Source organism: Micromonospora sp. RV43, assembly GCF_001029515.1.
Taxonomy (GTDB): Bacteria; Actinomycetota; Actinomycetes; order Mycobacteriales; family Micromonosporaceae; genus Micromonospora; species Micromonospora aurantiaca.
In genome coordinates this window covers 176525-195391 of record NZ_LEKG01000001.1, presented here as the reverse complement: position 1 = coordinate 195391, position 18867 = coordinate 176525, and the positions used below count along the sequence as shown (strand labels likewise).

At 73.3% G+C, this 18867-nt stretch carries 16 protein-coding genes; 13 read left to right on the top strand and 3 right to left on the bottom strand.

The window, feature by feature from the left end; genetic code table 11:
* Positions 1-44: 44 nt before the first annotated feature.
* Positions 45-1208 (top strand): DUF916 domain-containing protein, encoded by a 1164-nt coding sequence (locus ABD52_RS00820; RefSeq protein ID WP_053065249.1) that lies wholly within the window; start codon positions 45-47, stop codon positions 1206-1208.
* A complete protein-coding gene (locus tag ABD52_RS00815; protein WP_047890424.1) occupies positions 1205-2107 on the top strand; it encodes a hypothetical protein in 903 nt (300 codons plus the stop codon). The genes ABD52_RS00820 and ABD52_RS00815 overlap by 4 nt, the downstream gene beginning before the upstream one ends.
* On the opposite strand, the gene ABD52_RS00810 is transcribed toward ABD52_RS00815, so the two are convergent.
* Positions 2104-3678 (bottom strand): FMN-binding glutamate synthase family protein, encoded by a 1575-nt coding sequence (locus tag ABD52_RS00810; RefSeq protein ID WP_047890389.1) that lies wholly within the window; start codon positions 3676-3678, stop codon positions 2104-2106. The two genes, ABD52_RS00815 and ABD52_RS00810, sit on opposite strands and share 4 nt — an antisense overlap.
* A 40-nt stretch (positions 3679-3718) precedes the next feature.
* On the opposite strand from ABD52_RS00810, the gene ABD52_RS00805 reads away from it, so the two are divergent.
* The 4 genes from ABD52_RS00805 (at position 3719) to ABD52_RS00790 (ending at position 6219) form a co-directional block, all read left to right on the top strand.
* The gene (locus tag ABD52_RS00805; RefSeq protein WP_047890390.1) at positions 3719-4330 is read left to right on the top strand and encodes an RNA polymerase sigma factor; all 612 of its coding nucleotides are present in this window, start codon (positions 3719-3721) and stop codon (positions 4328-4330) included.
* Complete coding sequence (locus ABD52_RS00800) at positions 4323-5036, top strand: hypothetical protein (protein WP_047890391.1); 714 nt, start codon at positions 4323-4325, stop codon at positions 5034-5036. Before ABD52_RS00805 ends, ABD52_RS00800 begins: the two co-directional genes overlap by 8 nt.
* Before the next feature lie 67 nt (positions 5037-5103).
* Positions 5104-5649, top strand: a complete 546-nt coding sequence (locus ABD52_RS00795) for a hypothetical protein (RefSeq protein WP_235437287.1) — start codon at positions 5104-5106, stop codon at positions 5647-5649.
* A 9-nt stretch (positions 5650-5658) separates the two neighbouring features.
* Positions 5659-6219 (top strand): DUF5872 domain-containing protein, encoded by a 561-nt coding sequence (locus ABD52_RS00790; protein WP_013286796.1) that lies wholly within the window; start codon positions 5659-5661, stop codon positions 6217-6219.
* 69 nt (positions 6220-6288) lie between these two features.
* Here ABD52_RS00790 and ABD52_RS00785 read toward each other — a convergent pair whose 3' ends face one another.
* The gene (locus tag ABD52_RS00785; protein ID WP_047890423.1) at positions 6289-7482 is read right to left on the bottom strand and encodes an endo-1,4-beta-xylanase; all 1194 of its coding nucleotides are present in this window, start codon (positions 7480-7482) and stop codon (positions 6289-6291) included.
* 210 nt (positions 7483-7692) lie between these two features.
* The gene (locus ABD52_RS00780) at positions 7693-8697 is read right to left on the bottom strand and encodes a LacI family DNA-binding transcriptional regulator (protein WP_013286794.1); all 1005 of its coding nucleotides are present in this window, start codon (positions 8695-8697) and stop codon (positions 7693-7695) included.
* 177 nt (positions 8698-8874) lie between these two features.
* Between ABD52_RS00780 and ABD52_RS00775 the strand changes: the two genes are divergently transcribed.
* From ABD52_RS00775 to ABD52_RS00745, 7 genes are all read left to right on the top strand, one after another.
* Positions 8875-10143, top strand: coding sequence for an ABC transporter substrate-binding protein (locus tag ABD52_RS00775; protein ID WP_232236588.1), 1269 nt, complete (start codon positions 8875-8877; stop codon positions 10141-10143).
* Entirely contained in the window at positions 10140-11138 is a 999-nt protein-coding gene (locus ABD52_RS00770) for a carbohydrate ABC transporter permease (RefSeq protein WP_013286792.1), read from the top strand. Before ABD52_RS00775 ends, ABD52_RS00770 begins: the two co-directional genes overlap by 4 nt.
* Positions 11135-12001, top strand: a complete 867-nt coding sequence (locus ABD52_RS00765; protein ID WP_047890392.1) for a carbohydrate ABC transporter permease — start codon at positions 11135-11137, stop codon at positions 11999-12001. The genes ABD52_RS00770 and ABD52_RS00765 overlap by 4 nt, the downstream gene beginning before the upstream one ends.
* Before the next feature lie 39 nt (positions 12002-12040).
* Positions 12041-14365 (top strand): glycoside hydrolase family 3 N-terminal domain-containing protein, encoded by a 2325-nt coding sequence (locus tag ABD52_RS00760; RefSeq protein WP_013286790.1) that lies wholly within the window; start codon positions 12041-12043, stop codon positions 14363-14365.
* 188 nt (positions 14366-14553) lie between these two features.
* Entirely contained in the window at positions 14554-15660 is a 1107-nt protein-coding gene (locus ABD52_RS00755) for a glycosyltransferase family 39 protein (RefSeq protein ID WP_047890393.1), read from the top strand.
* A gap of 113 nt (positions 15661-15773) precedes the next feature.
* On the top strand, positions 15774-17642 hold the full coding sequence (locus tag ABD52_RS00750; protein WP_047890394.1) for a glycosyltransferase family 2 protein: 1869 nt from the start codon (positions 15774-15776) through the stop codon (positions 17640-17642).
* Positions 17636-18790, top strand: coding sequence for a glycoside hydrolase family 26 protein (locus ABD52_RS00745; protein ID WP_047890395.1), 1155 nt, complete (start codon positions 17636-17638; stop codon positions 18788-18790). Before ABD52_RS00750 ends, ABD52_RS00745 begins: the two co-directional genes overlap by 7 nt.
* Positions 18791-18867 lie beyond the last annotated feature (77 nt).

The following is an 18867-nucleotide window of genomic DNA, read 5'->3' as shown; positions in this document are numbered from 1 at the left end:
CCCACCAGCCGCCTCCCGGCGACCACCTCGCAGCGGAGCACGGAATGCCCCTCCTCACGCCCTCCACCCGCACCCCGCGGCGGCGCACGCCCGGCCCGGCCGCGCGGTTCGGCGCCGCGCTCGCCGCCGCGCTGCTCGCGGTGCTGCTCGGGCCGCCGGCCGCCGGCGAGGCCGCCCCCCGGCCCGCACCGTCCGCCGACCCCGGTGCCGTCCGCTGGGCGGTCCAGCCGTCCGGGCCCGGCGGGCCGACCGGGCGCAACTACTTCACGTACGACCTGGCGCCCGGCGACAGCGTCACCGACCACGTCGGCGTCACCAACCTCGGTGACCGACCGCTCACCTTCGCGGTGTACGGCACCGACGCGTACACCACCACCGACGGCGCCTTCGCGCTGCTGCCCTCCGACCGGGCCGCCACCGACGTCGGCGCCTGGATCGGCGTCGAGCGGCGAAGCTGGACCGTCCAGCCCGGCAGGCGCGCGGACATCCCGTTCCGCCTCACGGTGCCGCGCAACGCCACGCCGGGCGACCACACCGGCGGCGTGATCGCCGCGGTCGCCCAGGACGGCGTGACCGCCGACGGGCAGCGGGTCCGGCTCGACCAGCGGATCGCCGCCCGGGTCTACCTCCGTGTGGCCGGCGAGGTCCGCCCCGCCGTGACTGTCGAATCGGTACGCGTCGGCTACGACACCCCGCTCAACCCGATCGGCCGCGCCGACCTCACAGTCACCTACCGGATCCGCAACAGCGGCAACGTCCGCGTCGGCGGCACCGGCGCGGTGGTCGTCGCCGGCCCCGGTGGCTGGACGCTGTCCCGGACCAGCCCGGTCGACCTGCCGGAGCTGCTGCCCGGCGCCGAGTTCACTGTCACCGAGCGGGTCACCGGGGTGCCGCCCGCGCTGCGGCTGACCGCGACAGTCGACCTCGCACCCACCACCGTCGACACCGCGCTGCCCCCGGTGCAGCGCACCGCGAGCGTGTGGGCGCCGCCCTGGCTGCTGCTCGCCGCCCTGGCGGCCGCCGGACCCTGGCTCTACCTGCGTCGCCGTCGTCGCCGTCCCACCTCGGCCGCGCCCTCCACCACGCCCGGGCCGGCGTCGGTGTCCGAGCCCTCGGCCGCTCCCGCCGGGCCGGCGGATGCGTCCGGGGCCCCCGTCGCGGGGACGGCCGAACCCCCGGCGGGCGGCGCGGCGGCCGGTGCCCGGTGACCCCGGTCCTGCCGGCTGCCGCCGCGATCCTCGCGCTGGCCGTGCCGGTCCCGGCGCCGCCGTCCACCCCGGACGGCACCGCCGTCTCCGCCCCGGGCGCGCCGTCGTCCAGTGCGGCCTCCGCGGCGCCGCGGCCCGCTGTCGTCGTGCCGTCCGGCCCGCTGACTGTCGGGCAGCGGGTCACCGTCACGCTGCGCGGCTGGCCGGCCGGCCCGGTCCACCTCACGGTCTGCGGCAACGACGCCCACCGGGGCGCGCTCGACTGCGCCAACGAGCAGGCCACCACCGTCCAGGTGCCGGAGGGCACGACGGCGGTGCCGATCGTGCTGGCGGCACCGCCCGTCGCCTGCCCCTGCGTACTGCGCGCGCATGCCCTGACCGGCACCGTCCAGGCCACCGCCGCGCTGCCGGTCAGTGGCGTGACCGCCGCCCCGGCGCCCGCGCCGGCCGCCACGCCGCGACTGCACCTCGACGAGCTGCGCGTCGCCGGCCGCCGCCCGCTGCGGGAATGGTTCGGGCTGCCCGAGACGCTCACCGTACGCGTCGCGCTGCGCAACCCCGGCCCGGCCGACGTGGTCTACCCGACGTTCACGCTGCTGTTCGGCCGGCCCGGACGGGCGCACACCATCGTCGCCGCCCCGCCCCTGGGCACCATCGGCCCAGGGCAGGTCCGGACGTACGAGATCCCGGTGCCGGTGGACGTCGCCGTGCTCGGGGCACACGAACTCCACGGCCGCGTCGACCTGCCGGAACGGCCGGTGGCGTTCGTGGTCGAGACCAGCCGCCACCCCTGGGGACTGCTCGGTGCGGCGGCGGTCCTGGTGGTGGCGCCGGTCGTGCTCCGGCCGCGCCCGCCGCGCCGCCGGGGCCGGCACCGCACCGGCGAGGGAACCGGCTAGCCGACGGCGGTGGGGGAGGGCGGCGCGCTGCCACCCTGCGGCGCCTCGGCCGTCATCAGCCGCACGATCTCCGCCCGGTCGGCTGCCGACGGCATCCCCCACTCCGGCCGGTAGCCGAACGCCCGGTCCAGCGGGATCGACGAGGTCCGGCCGTCGAGGATCTCCACCGCGTCGGTGCCGATCAGCCCGGGATGCTCGACGCCGCACGCCTCGGCCACCTTGACCAGGTCGCGGCGCAGCGTACGGATGTAGTTCGCGGCCCGCACCGACTTGCGGGCCGGGTCCAGACCCCGGGCCAGCCACGCGTTCTGGGTGGCGACGCCGGTCGGGCAGGTGTCGGTGTGGCACTTCTGCGCCTGGATGCAGCCGATCGCCAGCATCGCCTCCCGCCCGACGTTGACCATGTCGGCGCCGAGCGCGAACGCCACCACCGCGTTGTCCGGCAGGCCGAGCTTGCCGGCACCGACGAACACCACGCTCTCGTGCAGGTCGCGTTCGGCGAAGGTGCGGTAGACCCGGGAGAAGCCCTGCTGGAACGGCAGCGAGACCGAGTCGCTGAAGATCAGCGGCGCGGCGCCGGTGCCGCCCTCGCCCCCGTCGACAGTCACGAAGTCCACGCCGCGCCCGGTGTCGCGCATCAGCGTGGCCATCTCCTCCCAGAACCCGAGGTCACCGACGGCGGACTTGATGCCGACCGGCAGGCCGGTCTCGGCGGCGAGCAGCTCCACCCAGTCGAGCAGACTGTCGCAGTCGGAGAACTCGGCGTGCCGGGACGGGCTGACGCAGTCCCGCCCGGCCGGGATGCCCCGGGTGGCGGCGATCTCGGCGGAGACCTTCGCCGCCGGCAGCAGGCCGCCGAGGCTCGGCTTGGCGCCCTGACTGAGCTTGATCTCCAGCGCGCGTACCGGCGCCGACGCCACCAGGTCCTTGAGCCGTTCTAGGCTGAACCGGCCCTGCTCGTCGCGGCAGCCGAAGTACGCGGTGCCGAGCTGGAAGACCAGCTCACCGCCGTTGCGGTGGTACGGCGACAGCCCGCCCTCGCCGGTGTTGTGCAGGCAGCCGGCCAGTGCGGCGCCCCGGTTGAGCGCCTCCACCGCGTTGCCGGACAGCGAACCGAAGCTCATCCCGGAGATGTTCACCACCGACTCCGGCCGGAACGCGCGCGCCCGGCCGCGCGCCGCGCCGAGCACCTTGGCGCAGGGCAGCGTCACGTCGTGCCCGGCGGTCGGCGTCGACGGCGGGACCGCCCGGCCGAACGTACGGTGCTTGATGATCGGATAGCCGGAGGTGTGCTCGATGTCGTTGTCGGTGCCGAAACCGAAGTAGTTGTTCTCCTGCTTGGCCGAGGCGTACACCCAGCGCCGCTGGTCGCGGGTGAACGGCCGCTCCTCGTCGTTGCCGGCCACGATGTACTGCCGCAGCTCCGGGCCGATCGACTCGATCAGGTACCGCGCCCGGCCCAGCACGGGGAAGTTGCGGCGCAGCGCGTGGTCGCGTTGCAGCAGGTCCCGGGCCGCCAGCGCGGCGACGGCGGCGACGGCTGCGGGTACGGCTCTTCTCGCCCAGCTCATCCCGCCACTCTTTCCGGCCCGGCACCCGGTCAAACGCCTGATGGAACCCGGCCGCCCCGGGCGGTGTCATGAAAGCGGACCGACGGCGGAGGCTGCCCTGGACGACGACGACCTCGTCACCCGCGTACGCGCCGGCGACCGGGAGGCGTACGACGCCCTGGTCGCCCGGCACACCGCGTCCGCGTACCGGACGGCGGTGCTGCTCGGCGCCGGTCCGGACGCCGAGGACGTGGTCCAGGAGGCGTTCGTGAAGGCGTACCGGAAACTGTCCCGCTACCGGGCCGAGGCGTCGTTCCGGTCCTGGCTGCTCGCGATCGTCGCCAACGAGACCCGGAACCTGCACCGTGCCCGCACCCGGCGGGACGGGCTGACGCTGCGCGCGGCGGCGGCGGAGCCGGTCGCGGCGGTCACCGGCGACGACGGGCTCGACGCCGTGCTGGCGTCCGAACGCCGCGCCGCGCTGGTGGGTGCGCTGCGGCGGTTGCCCGTCCGCGACCGCGAGGTGATCGTCTGCCGCTACCTGCTCGACCTCGGCGAGGACGAGACGGTGACAGTGCTGGGGGTGGCCCGGGGCACCGTGAAGTCACGGACCCACCGGGCGCTGGCGAAGCTGCGGGCCCTGCTGGACCGGGAGGTGGCGCACCGTGGATGACCTGGAACGGGAGCTGCGGGAGCTGACCGGCTGGCTGGAGCCGGCGCGGACGCCGGATCTGACCGACCGGGTCCGGGCCCGGCTCGACGCGCCCGCGCCGCGCCGCCGGTGGCGGTACGTGCTGGCCGGCGCGCTCGCCGCCCTGCTGGTGGCGGCGCTGCCGCCGGGGCGGGCCGCGGTCGCCGGCGCGGTGACCGGGCTGCTGCGGTTCTCCGGGGTCGTCATCGACACCGCACCCGCGCCGCCGCCGGCCGGTACGCCGTCGCCGTTGCCCGCGCAGCACCAGGTCGCGCTCGCCGAGGCGCAGCGGCAGGTCCGCTTCCCGATCCGCGTTCCGGCCCGCCTCGGCGCGCCGGAACGGGTGCTGGTCGCCGATCCGGACGGTGCCGGCGCCCACCGGGTCGTCAGCCTGCTCTACCGGGGCGGGACGGTCCGGCTGGACGCGTTCGACGGCTCGCTCGACATCGTGTTCCACAAGCGGTCGGTCGGGGCGGACGTGACGCTCACCCAGGTCGGCGGCGAGTTCGCTATCTGGGTCGGTGGGCCGCACGCGCTCGCGTACGTGGACCGCTCGGGGACGGAACGGGTCGCCACCGCGCGGTTGTCCGCCGCCACGCTGATCTGGGAGCGGGCCGGGGTGAGCTACCGGCTGGAGGGCGATCTCACCCGCGAACAGGCGCTGGACGTCGCGTCCTCGTTGGAGTGAGGGCGCCGGGAACCCCGGGGCGCCGGGCGGTGTCCTGTTGACGAGAGTCGTCGACGGGGGAGGCCGGATGTCCGTTCCGAGAAGAGTCCTGCTGGTGTCGGTCCTGCTGCTGGCCGGGTGCACCGGCCCGGCCGGCGTGCCCGACACGGCCCCGGGCACCACGCCCGCCACCGGCCCGGCCGCGCCGTCGGCCTGTGCCGAGCGGCTGGAGACCGGCCGGCTGCCGGACTGGGCGGACGCCGGGTTCACCGGCGACACCCGGGTGCGGCACGTCTTCGGCACCGGGGGCGACATCGTGGCGATCCTGTTCGCGTACCCGCTGGTGCACGCGCGCGGGGACGGCGCGAACAACAAGATCCTCTGGGTGGCCCGCCCCGATCCCGGCCGGTCCGAACCGGCGCCGCGGACCCCGCTGGTGATCACCGCGACGCGGGACGGGACGGACACCCCGGTCGTCCGGGAGGTGGAGGGCGGACCCGGCCGTCCATCGTCGACCTGCCGGCCGCCGGGTGCTGGCGGCTGCGGCTGGACTGGTCGGGCCGCACCGACACGATGGATCTGGTCTATCGGCCGGCGCTCGGCTGACCGGCATGGCCGCTCCCGGTCCGGGTAACGCTGCGTCATGGCGAAGTACACCGAGCCGGAACTGCGGGAGCGCCTCAAGGCCGAGATCCGCGCCTCCGACAAGGGCGGACGGCCGGGGCAGTGGTCGGCCCGCAAGTCGCAGCTGCTGACGAACGAGTACAAGAAGGCCGGCGGGGGATTCGAGGGCCCGAAGGACGCACGGCAGCGCTCGCTGCAACGCTGGGGCGGCGAGAAGTGGCAGACCCGCAGCGGCGACACGCGCGCCCGCAACGGCGGCGAAACCCGCCGTTACCTGCCCAAACAGGCGTGGGAGGAGCTGTCGGAGAACGAGCGGCGCGCCACCGACACCCGCAAGCGCCGCGCGTCGCGCTCCGGCCGCCAGTACGTGCCGAACACCGGCCCGGCGAAGCGGGCCCGCCGGGACGCCACCGCCGCCGAGCAGATCAACGAGCTGCCGGTTACCGAGGCGGTCAAGCTGGTCCGTGACCTCGACACCCGCCAGCTCGACGCGGCGCTGCGCCGGGAACGCGGCGGCAAGGCCCGCAAGACGCTCATCGGGCGGCTGGAGTCGGAACTGGGCCGGCGCCGGGCGGCGTGAGCGTGTGCCGGCCGGGCACAGGCGACGGGGCCGGTCACCGGACCGGCCCCGCCGTGGTGCGCCGGTCGTCTAGCGGCGCGGGTGCTGCGGGATGTCCCGCAGCACGTACGGCGGACCGGAGAAGATCAGGTCGGCCTTCAGCTCGTGGTACGCCCGCTTCGGCTGGTAGTTCTCGTCGTAGACGGTGGCCAGGCCCTCCGGCGGGTCGGAGAACGCGCCGGGTACCCAGGAGTGCTTGTCGGTGAAGCCCCAGAGGGTGAACGACAGGCAGTGCCGCTCGGCCAGGCAGGCCTGCATCAGCACGCTGAAGTTCGCCGCGGACGCCTGCAGACGCGGGTTGATCTCCGCGGAGTCGCCGGCCTCCACCCCCTCGGTGATCTGGCTGCGCACGTCCACCTCGGTGAGGGCCGTGGCCAGCCCGAGCCCGGCGAACTTGCGCAGGGCCGCGGCCACCTGGAGCGTGCTGAAGTTGCCGTACTGGGTGCCGAGGTGGCCCTGTGCGCCTACGCCGTCGATCGGCACGCCCTTGGCCCGCAGGTCACGGGCCATGTCGTAGACGAACTGCGTCTTGTCGTCGGCCGGGTTGCCGGAGCCGAACGCCTCGATGTTGTAGTCGTTGTAGAACAGCAGCGCCTTCGGGTCGGCGGCGCGGGCCCAGCGGAACGCGTCGGCGATGTAGCCGGGTCCGAGGTTCTGCGCCCAGAACCCCTTGTAGTGCAGGGTGGACGGGGTGTCCCAGGGGTCGCTGACCGCCTCGTTCACCACGTCCCACTGCCAGATCTTGCCCTTGAAGTGGGTGACCACGGCGGTGATGTGGTTGCGCAGGATCTGGCGCAGCTCGGCCTTGCTGATCGAGCCGTCCGCGACGCCGCTGGTCAGCCACGCCGGCAGCTGGTTGTGCCAGACCAGCACGTGGCCCCGGACCCGCTGGTTGTTCTTGCGGGCGAAGTCGATCAGCTCGTCGGCCGGCCCCCAGTTGTATGTGCCCCGGGTGGGTTCGAGGCTCTCCCACTTCATGACGTTCTCGGCGGTGACGGTGGAGAACTCGGATGCGGCCAGCTCGCGGTACCGCGGCTCGGCGGCGTCGTTGAGGGCGGCCATGTCGACGGCGGTGCCCACGTACAGGCCGTGGCGCTTGGCCAGCTCGCGCAGGCTCTGCGCGGCCGGGTCGTAGGGGCGGCCGGCCGTCGCGGGGACGACGTTGAGGGCGGTGGCGGTCGCGACGGCGACGGCGCCGGCGGCGAGCCAACGTCTCAGCTTCATGGTCGTTCCTTTCGGGATGGTGCGCGCGGCCGGAGGCCGGCGGTGGCGGTGCCGGGAACGCCGCGGCGTGGAACGGACCGGCGGGCGCCCGGGTGGACGGACGGTGCGGGCTTCCGAAACTTCCGGTCTGGCTTCCGGAAGTAGCCCGAAACATTACGGACGCCGATAGCCGTCCGTCAATCACCCGGGCCGGGAGGGTGAGATGGCGCCTCAGCGCAGCGGGCGGCAGGAGGCCCGGACGACCAGCTCGGTGGGGAGCCGGATGTGCGTGTCCCGCTCGACGCCCGCGATGAGGTCGATCAGCAGACGCAGCGACTCGGCGCCCATGCGTTGCAGCGGCTGCCGGATCGTGGTGAGGGGAGGGTCGACGAGCGCCGACTCCGGGATGTTGTCGAAGCCGATGACCGACAGGTCGTCCGGTACGCCGAGGCCGAGGCCGCGGGCGACGTCCACAGTGGAGATGGCCGAGAGGTCGTTGCCGGCGAAGATCGCGGTGGGCCGGTCGGGGAGCGCGAGCAGCTCGGCGGCCGTGCTCGCGGCGCTCTCGGTGCGGAACCCGCCGACCCGCACGAGCCGCTCGTCCACCGTCAGGCCCGCGTCGGCCATCGCCTTGCGGAACCCGGCCTCGCGCAGGCGGGCCGACTCCAGGTCGGGGCGGCCGCTGATGTGCGCGATCCGCCGGTGCCCGAGCGACAGCAGGTAGTCGGTGGCCAGCACCGCGCCGGCGAAGTTGTCGGAGTCGACGGTGGGCAGACCGGACGGGCCGGTGTGCGGGTCGACGGCCACCACGTGGAAGCCGTGCTTGGTCTCGACCACTGTCGGCGTCACGATCACCGCGCCGTCGATGAGTGTGCCGGACAGCCGGGCCAGCGAGCGCCGCTCCCACCCTATGGCCGCGCCCTCCCCGTCACCGCTGGAGTAGGCGAGCAACTGGTAGCCGCTGCCGGCGACCTCCCGGGACGCGCCCTTGAGCAGCTCGGTCGAGAACGGCTCGAACTCGGCGACCAGGATGCCCAGCACGTTCGTGCGGTGGCTGCGCAGGCTCTGCGCCCCCAGGCTGGCCTCGTACCCGAGCTCGTGGATGACCTGCTGGACGCGCTCGACGGTGGCCTGCGCGACGCCGTACCGGCCATTGACAACCTTGGATACGGTTGCCACCGAGACGCCGGCCGTACGTGCCACGTCCGACATCTTGACGCGCTCCTGGAACACCACGCCGACGATGATAGAGGGCTCTCCCAGGTCGATCGAAGACGATGTCGAAAACGTTATCGATACCGATTGACTTCACGTTACGGCCCTGTAAAACTCCCCGGCAGGTAACCCGACTGAGTGGTCGAGGAGACATCTATGGTGATGAAGCGCCGTGCTGGCGCCGTCCTGGCACTGTTTGTGACAAGTGCTCTGCTGGCCTCCGCGTGCAGTGGTGGTGGCGACGAGGAGAAGGCCGCCGAGAGCGAGCTGTACAAGAACCCGGTGACCTTGACCTGGTGGCACAACGCGTCGCAGGACGGGCCCGGCAAGACGTACTGGGAGAAGGTCGCCAAGGACTTCTCCACGGCCCACCCGACCGTCAAGATCGAGATCGAGGCGATCGAGACGAACCAGCTCCAGCGCACCCGGCTCCCCGCCGCGCTGCTGAGCAACGACCCGCCGGACATCTTCCAGGCGTGGGGCGGCGGCGAGATGCGCGAGCAGGTCGAGGCCGACTACCTCAAGGACATCACCGACCAGGTGAAGGGCGAGGTCGCCGACATCGGCAACGCCGCCGAGATCTGGCAGGTCGAAGGCAAGCAGTACGGCCTGCCGTACCGGATGGGCATCGAGGGCATCTGGTACAACAAGGACATGTTCGCGAAGGCGGGCATCACGGCGCCGCCGACCACCTTCGAGGAACTCAACGCCGCGGTCACCAAGCTCAAGACCATCAACGTCATCCCGATCGCCCTCGGCGCCGGTGACAAGTGGCCCGCCGCGCACTGGTGGTACAACTTCGCGCTGCGTGCCTGCTCGGTCGACACGCTGAAGAAGGCGACCAAGGACCGGAACTTCGACGACCCGTGCTTCGTCAAGGCCGGCCAGGACCTCAAGACCTTCATCGACACCAAGCCGTTCCAGAACAACTTCATCGCCACGCCGGGTCAGAACGACCCGACCAGCGCCAACGGCCTGCTCGCGAACGGCAAGGCCGCGATGGAGCTGATGGGTGACTGGAACCGCGGCACCCTGGACACCGTCGCCACCGACAAGGCGGCCCTGGGCAAGTTCCTCGGCTGGTTCCCGGTGCCGGCGATCTCCGGCTCCGCCGGTGACCCGAAGGCGGCCCTCGGCGGCGGCGACGGGTTCGCCTGCTCCAAGAACGCCCCGGCCGAGTGCGTCGAGTTCCTCAAGTACCTCGTCAGCCCCGAGGTGCAGAAGGGCTACGCCGCCACCGGCACCGGCCTGCCCGTCGCCAAGGGCGCGGCCGACGGCGTCACCGACCCGGCCCTGAAGTCGATCCTCCAGGCCACGTCCGACGCCACCTACGTGCAGCTCTGGCTGGACACCGCCTACGGCAGCACCGTCGGCACCGCGATGAACGACGCGATCGTCGCGATCTTCGCCGGCAACGGGACACCTGAGAAGGTCGTCTCGGCCATGAAGGCGGCCGCAAGCAAGTGACGTCCGCATCGCAGACCCGTACGCCCGCCGTCGGTGCGCAAGCGCCGCCGGCGGGCCTCCGGCCCGGCGCACGGGCCGCCTCCCGCCGCGCCGAGACCCGTCGCAAGTGGTACGAGATCATCGGGCTGACCACGCCCGCGATCGTCATCTACGTGATGTTCGTGCTGGTGCCGATGGGCTTCGCGTTCTACTACAGCCTGTTCCGCTGGCGCGGCGTCGGCCCGCCCACCGAGTACGTCGGCTTCCGCAACTACACGCTCGCCTTCCAGGACCCGATCTTCCTCGACGCGCTGCGCAACAACGCGATCATCGTGTTCGGGTCGCTGCTGATCCAGGGCCCGGTCGCGCTGGGCATCGCCCTCCTGCTCAACCGCCGCTTCCGCGGGCGCTCGGCGTTCCGCCTGCTGGTGTTCGTGCCGTACGTGCTGGCCGAGGTCACCGTCGGCATCATGTGGAAGCTGATCCTGACCGAGAACGGCACGCTCGACGCGCTGCTGCAGTCGATCGGGCTCGGCGGGCTGGTGCAGGCGTGGCTGGCCGACCTGGACGTGGTGATCTGGACGCTGCTGTTCGTCCTCACCTGGAAGTACGTCGGCTTCGCCATCATCCTGCTGCTCGCCGGCCTGTCGAACGTGCCGCAGGAGTTGAACGAGGCCGCGGAGATCGACGGCGCGAGCTGGTGGCAGATCCAGCGCCACGTCACGCTGCCGCTGCTCGGCCCCACCATCCGGATCTGGATGTTCCTGTCGATGATCGGCTCGTTGCAGGTCTTCGACATGGTCTGGGTGACCTCGGTGCCGGCCGTGCGCTCGCTCGGCGCCTCGGCCACCATGGCGACGTACATGGTGGACAACGGCTTCTTCGCCCGGCTCTGGGGCTACGGCAACGCGGTGGCCGTGATCCTGTTCGCCATCTCCTTCGTCGCGGCGCTGCTGTTCCAGCGTTTCCTGCTCCGCCGTGACATCGAGGGCGCCATCACCCGGAAGGGGAAGTGACAGTGGCCGTGAACTCCGTACCCGCCCCCTCGGCCGGGCGCCGGCCGGTCCAGTGGAGCGCGCCGCTGACGTACGCGATCGCGCTCGCGGTCGCGGCCGTCTCGATCGCACCCGTCGTGTACGTCGTCGTCGGCGGTTTCCGGACCACGCCGCAGATCGTGAACGACCCGGCCGGCCTGCCGGACCCGTGGGTCTGGGAGAACTACTACCGGGTGCTGACGCAGAGCGGCTTCTGGAAGCAGGCGTTCAACAGCGCCGTGGTCGCCCTCGGCACCACGCTCGGCGTGGTGGTGCTCGGCATGGCCGCCGCGTTCGTGCTCGCCCGGTACACGTTCCGGGGCCGCGAGGGGCTCTACACGTTCTTCACCCTCGGCCTGCTGTTCCCGGCCGGCGCGGCGATCCTGCCGCTGTACCTCATGCTGCGCGACCTGAACCTGATCAACTCCTACTACGCGGTGATCCTCCCGCAGGTGGCCTTCTCGTTGCCGCTGACGATCGTCATCCTGCGGCCGTTCCTGTCGGCCATCCCGCGGGAGCTGGAGGACGCGGCCGCCATCGACGGCGCCGGCCGGCTCGGCTTCCTCTGGCGGATCGTGCTGCCGCTGTCGCGGCCCGCGGTCGTCACCGTCGGCATCCTCGCGTTCGTGGCGAGCTGGAACGCGTTCCTCCTGCCGCTGCTCGTCCTGGGGGACGTCAACCTGCACACCCTGCCGCTGGGCGTGCAGAACTTCTCCAGCCAGTACACCACCGACACCGCGGGCGTCCTCGCCTTCACGTCGCTGGCGATGTTGCCGGCGCTGCTGTTCTTCACCCTGGCGGAGAAGCAGATCGTGGGCGGCCTCCAGGGCGCGGTCAAGGGCTGAGCGGCAGCGGTACCAGCACAACCAGTGGAAAGGCACACCATGACAGAGGTCCACGCGGTGGTGGACGGGCCGGTACCGGCTCAGGCAGGTTCGGACCACGACCGGCCGGACGGGCACGACGCCGAGGCGCGCGTACGGGAACTGCTCGCTCGCATGACGATCGAGGAGAAGGTCGCGCAGCTCGTCGGGTTCTGGGAGAAGGAGGACGGTGAGGCGGTCGCGCCCCTGCAGGGCGAGTTCGCCGACACCGGCCGGCTCGAGGACTTCTCCCGGCACGGGCTGGGTCACCTCACCCGCGCCTACGGCACCCGCCCGGTCGACGCCGCGGCCCGCGCGGCCTGGCTGTGGAAGTTCCAGCGGGACCTGGTGACCGGCACCCGGCTGGGCATCCCGGCGATCGTGCACGAGGAGTGCCTGACCGGCCTGTCGGCGTGGAAGGCGGCCACCTTCCCGACGCCGCTGGCCTGGGGCGCCGCGTTCGATCCCGATCTGGTCGCCGAGATGGCGGCGGCGATCGGGGCCTCGATGCGCGCGCTCGGCATCCACCAGGGACTGTCCCCGGTGCTCGACGTGATCAGGGATCCCCGCTGGGGCCGGGTCGACGAGTGCATCGCCGAGGACCCGTACCTCGTCGGCACCATCGGCACCTCGTACGTGCGGGGGCTCCAGTCGCAGGGCGTGCTCGCGACGCTGAAGCACTTCGCCGGCTACTCCGGCTCGCGGGCCGGGCGCAACTTCGGCCCGGTGCACGCCGGTCCCCGGGAACTCGCCGACGTGCTGCTGCCGCCGTTCGAGATGGCGATCCTCGACGGTGACGCGCGCAGCGTCATGCACTCGTACGCGGAGATCGACGGCGTGCCGGTCGCCGCCGACCCGACGATGCTCACCGACCTGCTGCGGGACCGGTGGGGGTTCGACGGGACCGTGGTGGCCGACTACTACGGGGTCGCCTTCCTCAACCTGCTGCACCACGTCGCGGCCGACAACGCGGACGCGGCCGTGCAGGCGCTGAGCGCGGGCCTCGACATCGAGCTGCCCACCGGCGACGCCTACCTGACCCTGACCGAGACGGTGCGGGCCGGCAAGGTCGACGAGGCGCTGGTCGACCGGGCGGTGCTGCGGGTCCTGCGCCAGAAGCAGGAACTCGGACTGCTCGACGCCACGTTCGACGACGAGCCGCCGGGCGCGATCGACCTCGACTCGCCGGAGCACCGGGCGATCGCCCGCCGGCTCGCCGAGGAGTCGGTCGTCCTGGTCGCCAACGAGGGCGTGCTCCCGCTGCCGGCGGGCCGGCGGGTGGCCGTGGTCGGCCCGAACGCCGACCGGCAGGGCGCGCTGTTCGGCTGCTACTCGTTCCTCAACCACGTGCTGGCCCACCACCCGGGCGTGGAGACCGGCTTCGAGGTGCCGACAGTGCTGGAGGCGGTGCGCGCCGAGTTCGGCGCCGACCGGGTCACCTTCGCGGCCGGCTGCGAGGTGGACTCGGCGGACCGGTCCGGGTTCGACGAGGCGGTCGCCGCCGCGTCCGCCGCCGACGTGGCGGTTCTCGTGGTCGGCGACCACGCGAGCCTGTTCGGCCGCGGCACCGTCGGCGAGGGCTGCGACCGGGACGACCTGGAGCTGCCCGGCGTGCAGCGGCAGCTCGTCGAGGCGGTGCTGGACACCGGCACCCCGGTCGTCCTCGTGCTGCTCACCGGCCGCCCGTACGCGCTCGGCTGGGCGCTGTCCCGGTGCGCGGCGGTGGTGCAGACGTTCTTCCCGGGCGAGGAGGGCGCCGGGGCGATCGCGGGTGTGCTCTCCGGGCGGGTCAACCCGTCCGGCCGGCTGCCGGTCAGCCTGCCCGGCTCGGCCGGCGCGCAGCCGTACTCGTACCTGCACCCGGAGCTGGGGGAGGGCATGAACGGGACCAACCTGCCGGCGACTCCGGTGGCGCCGTTCGGGCACGGGCTGTCCTACAGCACGTTCGCGTACACCGATCTGACCGTGCCGGCCGAGGTGCCGACCGACGGGGCGCTGCGGGTGTCGGTGCGCGTGACGAACACCGGCCCGGTCGCCGGTGACGACGTGGTGCAGCTCTACGGCCGCGACCTGGTCGCCTCGGTGACCCGGCCGGTCGCGCAGCTGCTCGGCTACCGGCGGGTGCGCCTGGAGCCGGGCGCCTCGGTGACCGTCGAGCTGACCGTCCCCACCACGCGGCTGGCGTTCACCGGCCGCACCCTCACCCGGGTGGTGGAGCCCGGGGAGGTCGACGTCTGGGTCGGCACGAGCGCCCGGCGCGACGCCCAGGCGCGGACGACGCTGACCGGCGACACCGCCGCGATCACCGCCGCCTCGCCCCGCTGGACGACGACCGACCTTCGCTGAGCCGGGTCCGCCGGTCGTCCACGGGGCGGCCGGCGGACCCTTTCTGTGCATATTGGCGTTATGCCGTTTTTGACTCAGTAGGCTCCAGGATGTCATCCAGCCCGTGACCCGGGGCCGCGCGGATCGCGCCTCGCCGCCCGGTCGGCTGGATCCCCGTCGCCGGCACCCACAGGGATGCGTGAGTCACGATGATGGACGCGGACACGATGGTCCTGCCCCGGCTCGGGGACGCCACGGTCGAGGATCCGTGGGGCGAGGACCGGCCGCGCCGGGTCACCGTCCGCGCCGCGACCGGCGTGCTCCGGTGGCGGATCGCGGCGTGGCTGGTGCCGGCGGTCCTGATGGGTGCGCTCGGCGCCGCGCGGATCACGGAATCCGGGGCGAGCGCCGGAGAACTCGCGACCCGGCGCGCGGCCACGTCGCCCTGGCCGGGGATCGGCGTCACGCTGACCGGCGACGACCTCGCGCTCGGGCCGTACCACCTGCTCATGCGCGGCTGGGCGGCGCTGTTCGGCGCGGCGGACCTCGCACTGCGCGTACCGTCCCTGCTGGCCATGGTCGGTGCCGCGGCGCTCGTCGGCGCGCTCGCCGCCCGGATCGCCACGCCCGCCGCCGGCCTGCTCGCCGGCGTGATCTTCGCGGTGCTGCCGGCCTCGATCCGGTACGCGCAGGAGGCGCAGCCGTACGCCCTGGCGGTGTTCGCCGCCGTGCTCGCCACCTGGCTGGTGGTGCCCGCGCTCGACCGGCCGGGCGCGCGCCGGCTCGTGCCCTACGCGGGCGCGGTGCTGCTGCTGGGCGTGTGCCAGCCGGTGGCGTTGCTGCTGCTCGCCGGCCACGGCTGGGTCGTGCTGGCGTTCCGTCGCCGCTGTGCTCTCCGGTGGCTGGCCGCCGTGGCCCTCGGGCTGCTCCCGGTCGCCGCGCTGCTCGCCTCCGGCCTGAGTGGCGGCGGGCACCTCGCGTCCGGCGCCCGTCCCGGTGCCGCAGTGCTCGCGGCCACGCCCGGGGACCTGTTCGGCGTCGCCGCGCTCGGCGGCGTGCTGGCCGGGCTGGCCCTGTTCAGCCTCCCGCTGCGGTACGCCGCCGCGATCTGCACCGCCTGGGCGCTGGTGCCGGCGCTCGGGCTGCTGGCGCTGGCGCAGGCAGTGCCGGTCTGGTCGGCGGTGAACCTGCTGTTCACGGTGCCGGCCTGGGCGGTGCTCGGCGGGGTGGCCCTGTCCCGGGCGCGTGCCGCCGGGGCCGTCGCCGTGCTGGCGCTCGTCGCGCTGCTCGCCGTGGCGGCCCAGCTTCCCGGCTGACCGCGTGACCGGTCGACGAACGGGCGATGTCTGCCTGATTCGCCCTTTTTGAGGTTGATTGTCGGCTTAGCATTCGGTCGGCTCCTGAGCCGGAAGCAGACCATGGGGGAAACGTGGCCGTCGCCGCCGATACACGCCCGTCCCGCGCCACGACGGCCGGGCCGCCGGGCGCCCGCCCGATCGCACCCGTCCCGCCCGGGACGCCGGCCGATCCGGACCGCCGGCAGCGCAACGTCCGCGCCCGTCTGGCGTACGCGCGCTGCGGGGCCACCGCCGGTCCGCTGCGCCCGCCCCGGCGCCCCGACGCGGCGGTCGAGTTCCGGCCCACCGCCTCGGTCGCCGCGCGGCTGGTGCTGACGCTGCTGGTGCTCGTCAACAGCGCCGCCGGGCTGGTCTTCGTCGGCTGGCTGCTGCTGCCCCAGCACGTACCCGGCCCCGGCGTCGTCGGGCTCGGCGGCTGGCAGACAGTCGCCGCCCGGCTCGCGTTCTGCGTCGTCGTCGGCGTCGAGCTGATCCGCCTGGCGCAGAACGTGGTGGTCTGGGTATTCGCCTTCCACGCCCGGGATCCGGTGCCTGTCGACCCGCCGGTCGGCCTGCGGGTCGCCCTGCTCACCACCATCGTGCCGAGCAAGGAGCCGATCGAGGTCGCCGAGCGGACGCTGCGCCGGCTGCGGGAGATCGTCTACTGCGGTCACGTCGACGTGTGGATCCTCGACGAGGGCGACGACCCGGCGGTACGGGCGATGGCTGCGCGGCTGGGCGTACGCCACTTCACCCGCAAGGGCCGGCCCGAGTACAACCGGCCCGGCGGCGGGTTCCGGGCCCGCACCAAGTCCGGCAACCACAACGCCTGGCGGGCCGAGCACGAGCACCGCTACGACGTGGTCGCCAACGTCGACCCGGACCACGTGCCGCTGCCGAACTTCCTGGAACGCACGCTCGGCTACTTCCGCGACCCGGACGTCGCGTTCGTGGTGACCCCCCAGGTGTACGGCAACATGCACCAGAACTTCGTCGCCCACGGCGCCTCGGTGCAGCAGTACCTCTACAACGGGCTGATCGCCCGTGGCGGCAACGGCCTGGACGCGCCGCTGCTGACCGGCACCGGGCACCTCTACCGGCCGGCGGCCTGGCGGACCATCGGCGGCTACCAGGACTCGATCATCGAGGACCACCTCACCAGCATCCGCGTGCACGCCGCCGTCAACCCGGCCACCGGCAACCGGTGGAAGGGCGTCTACACCCCGGACGTGGTGGCGCTCGGCGAGGGACCGACCTCCTGGGCGGACTACTTCAATCAGCAGAAGCGCTGGGCGGCCGGGATCTGCGAGATCCTGCTCCGGCGCGAGCTGCGCACACCGCGCGACCTGCCGTCCCGTCGTCGCTGGCAGTACCGGCTGCTCCAGTTCTACTACCCGAGCGTGGCGGTGAGCCTGCTGCTGGGTAACGCGGCCACCGCGCTGTACCTGCTGACCGGCGTCGACGCGGGTCGCCTCGACCCGCAGGTCTGGGCGACGCTGTGGGGGTCCACCATCGGCACCTGGTTCCTGCTCTGGCTGTGGCTGCGCCGCTTCAACATCGCCCCGCACGAGCGGGAGGAGGTGGGCATGGCCGGCATGGCGCTCGCGCTGTTCGCCGGACCGGTCTACGTGGCCGCGGCGGTGGGCGCCCTGCTGCGCCGCAAACTCGGCTTCGTGGTCACCGCCAAGGGCGCGCTGCGCACCGTCGAGTCGCCGCGTACGTTCCGGCTGCACCTGTGCTGGGCGCTTGCCGCCGCCGGACTGCTCGCGGCGAGCTTCGCGCTGGACCACGACTACCCGCTGCTGCGGGTCTGGCCGGCGCTGACACTGCTGACCGGGCTCGCGCCGCCGTTGATCTCCTGGGTGGAGAGTCTGCGGGCGCGCCGGGACCGGGTCGCCGGCGTGACCCGGGAGCCCCAGGTGGTGCCCCGGACCGTGGCCGAGGGTGGTGTGCCGTGCTGAGGCCGACGCTGCCCCGGATGGGCCTGGCGCTGGCCGGAGTGCTGCTGCTCGCGTACGCCTTCGTGGTGGCGCCGGGCGCGTGGCGCGACCCGGCCACCGACGCCGCGGTGCGGCGGCCCGCCCCGGCGACGCCGCAGGCGAGCACCGACGTGCCGGCGGCGGTCGTGCCGAGCCCGCGCGGCGGCCCGTTCCCGCCGGCCGGGCAGGCGTTCTTCGGGGTGATGACCGACAAGGGACCGTACGACTTCGCGCCGGTCGACCGGTTCGCCGACGCGGCAGGGCGGTCGCCGCAGGTGATGCTCTTCGGCGCCGACTGGGCGTCGGCCGCGTTCGACCGGAGCCTGTTCGACCGGATCGCCGAGCGGGGCATGATGCCGATGCTCGGCTGGGAGCCGTGGGACCACACGGTCGACAAGGCGGCCCGCCGCACCGGCCTGACCGACAGGCAGATCGACCGGCTGCGCGCCACCCAGCCGGACTACCGGCTGGCCCGCATCGCGCGCGGCGACTTCGACGCGTACGTGCGCTCCTGGGCCGACGGCGTCCGGTCGCTGGGCTACCCGGTGGCGATCCGCTTCGCGCACGAGATGAACGGCGACTGGTACCCGTGGTGCGAGCGGGCCAACGGAAACCGCCCCGGCGACTACGTCCGGGCCTGGCGGCACGTGCACGACCTCTTCGCCGCGGCCGGCGCCACGAACGTCACCTGGGTGTGGAGCCCGAACGCCCGCTGGGACAAGACGACCGCCGGGCTCACCGGCCTCTACCCGGGCGACGAGTACGTCGACTGGGTCGGTGTCACCGGCTACTACGGCAGCGGCGCCTTCACCAAGACGTACTGGTCGTTCGACCAGATCTTCGGCCCGACGATCGCGGAGATCCGCAAGGTCACCGGCAAGCCGCTCGTGGTCACCGAGACCGGCGCCGCCGACGCCGCCGGGCACAAGGCCCGGTGGATCCGGGACACGTTCCGCGCCCTGCCCCGCTATCCGAACCTGATCGGGCTGATCTGGTTCGAGGTGGACAAGGAGAAGGACTGGCGCATCGCCGGCTCGCCGGCGGCGGCGACCGCGTTCGCCGAGGCGGTGGCCGCCGAGCGCTACGACGTGACCTGGTCACCGGCGGTGCGGCCACGCGAAGGCCCCTGACCTGGAGCCGTTCCTCGCCCCCGAGCACGAGATGTACGCCGCCGTCCAGGCGGACCTGCCGGACTGGCTGGACCGCT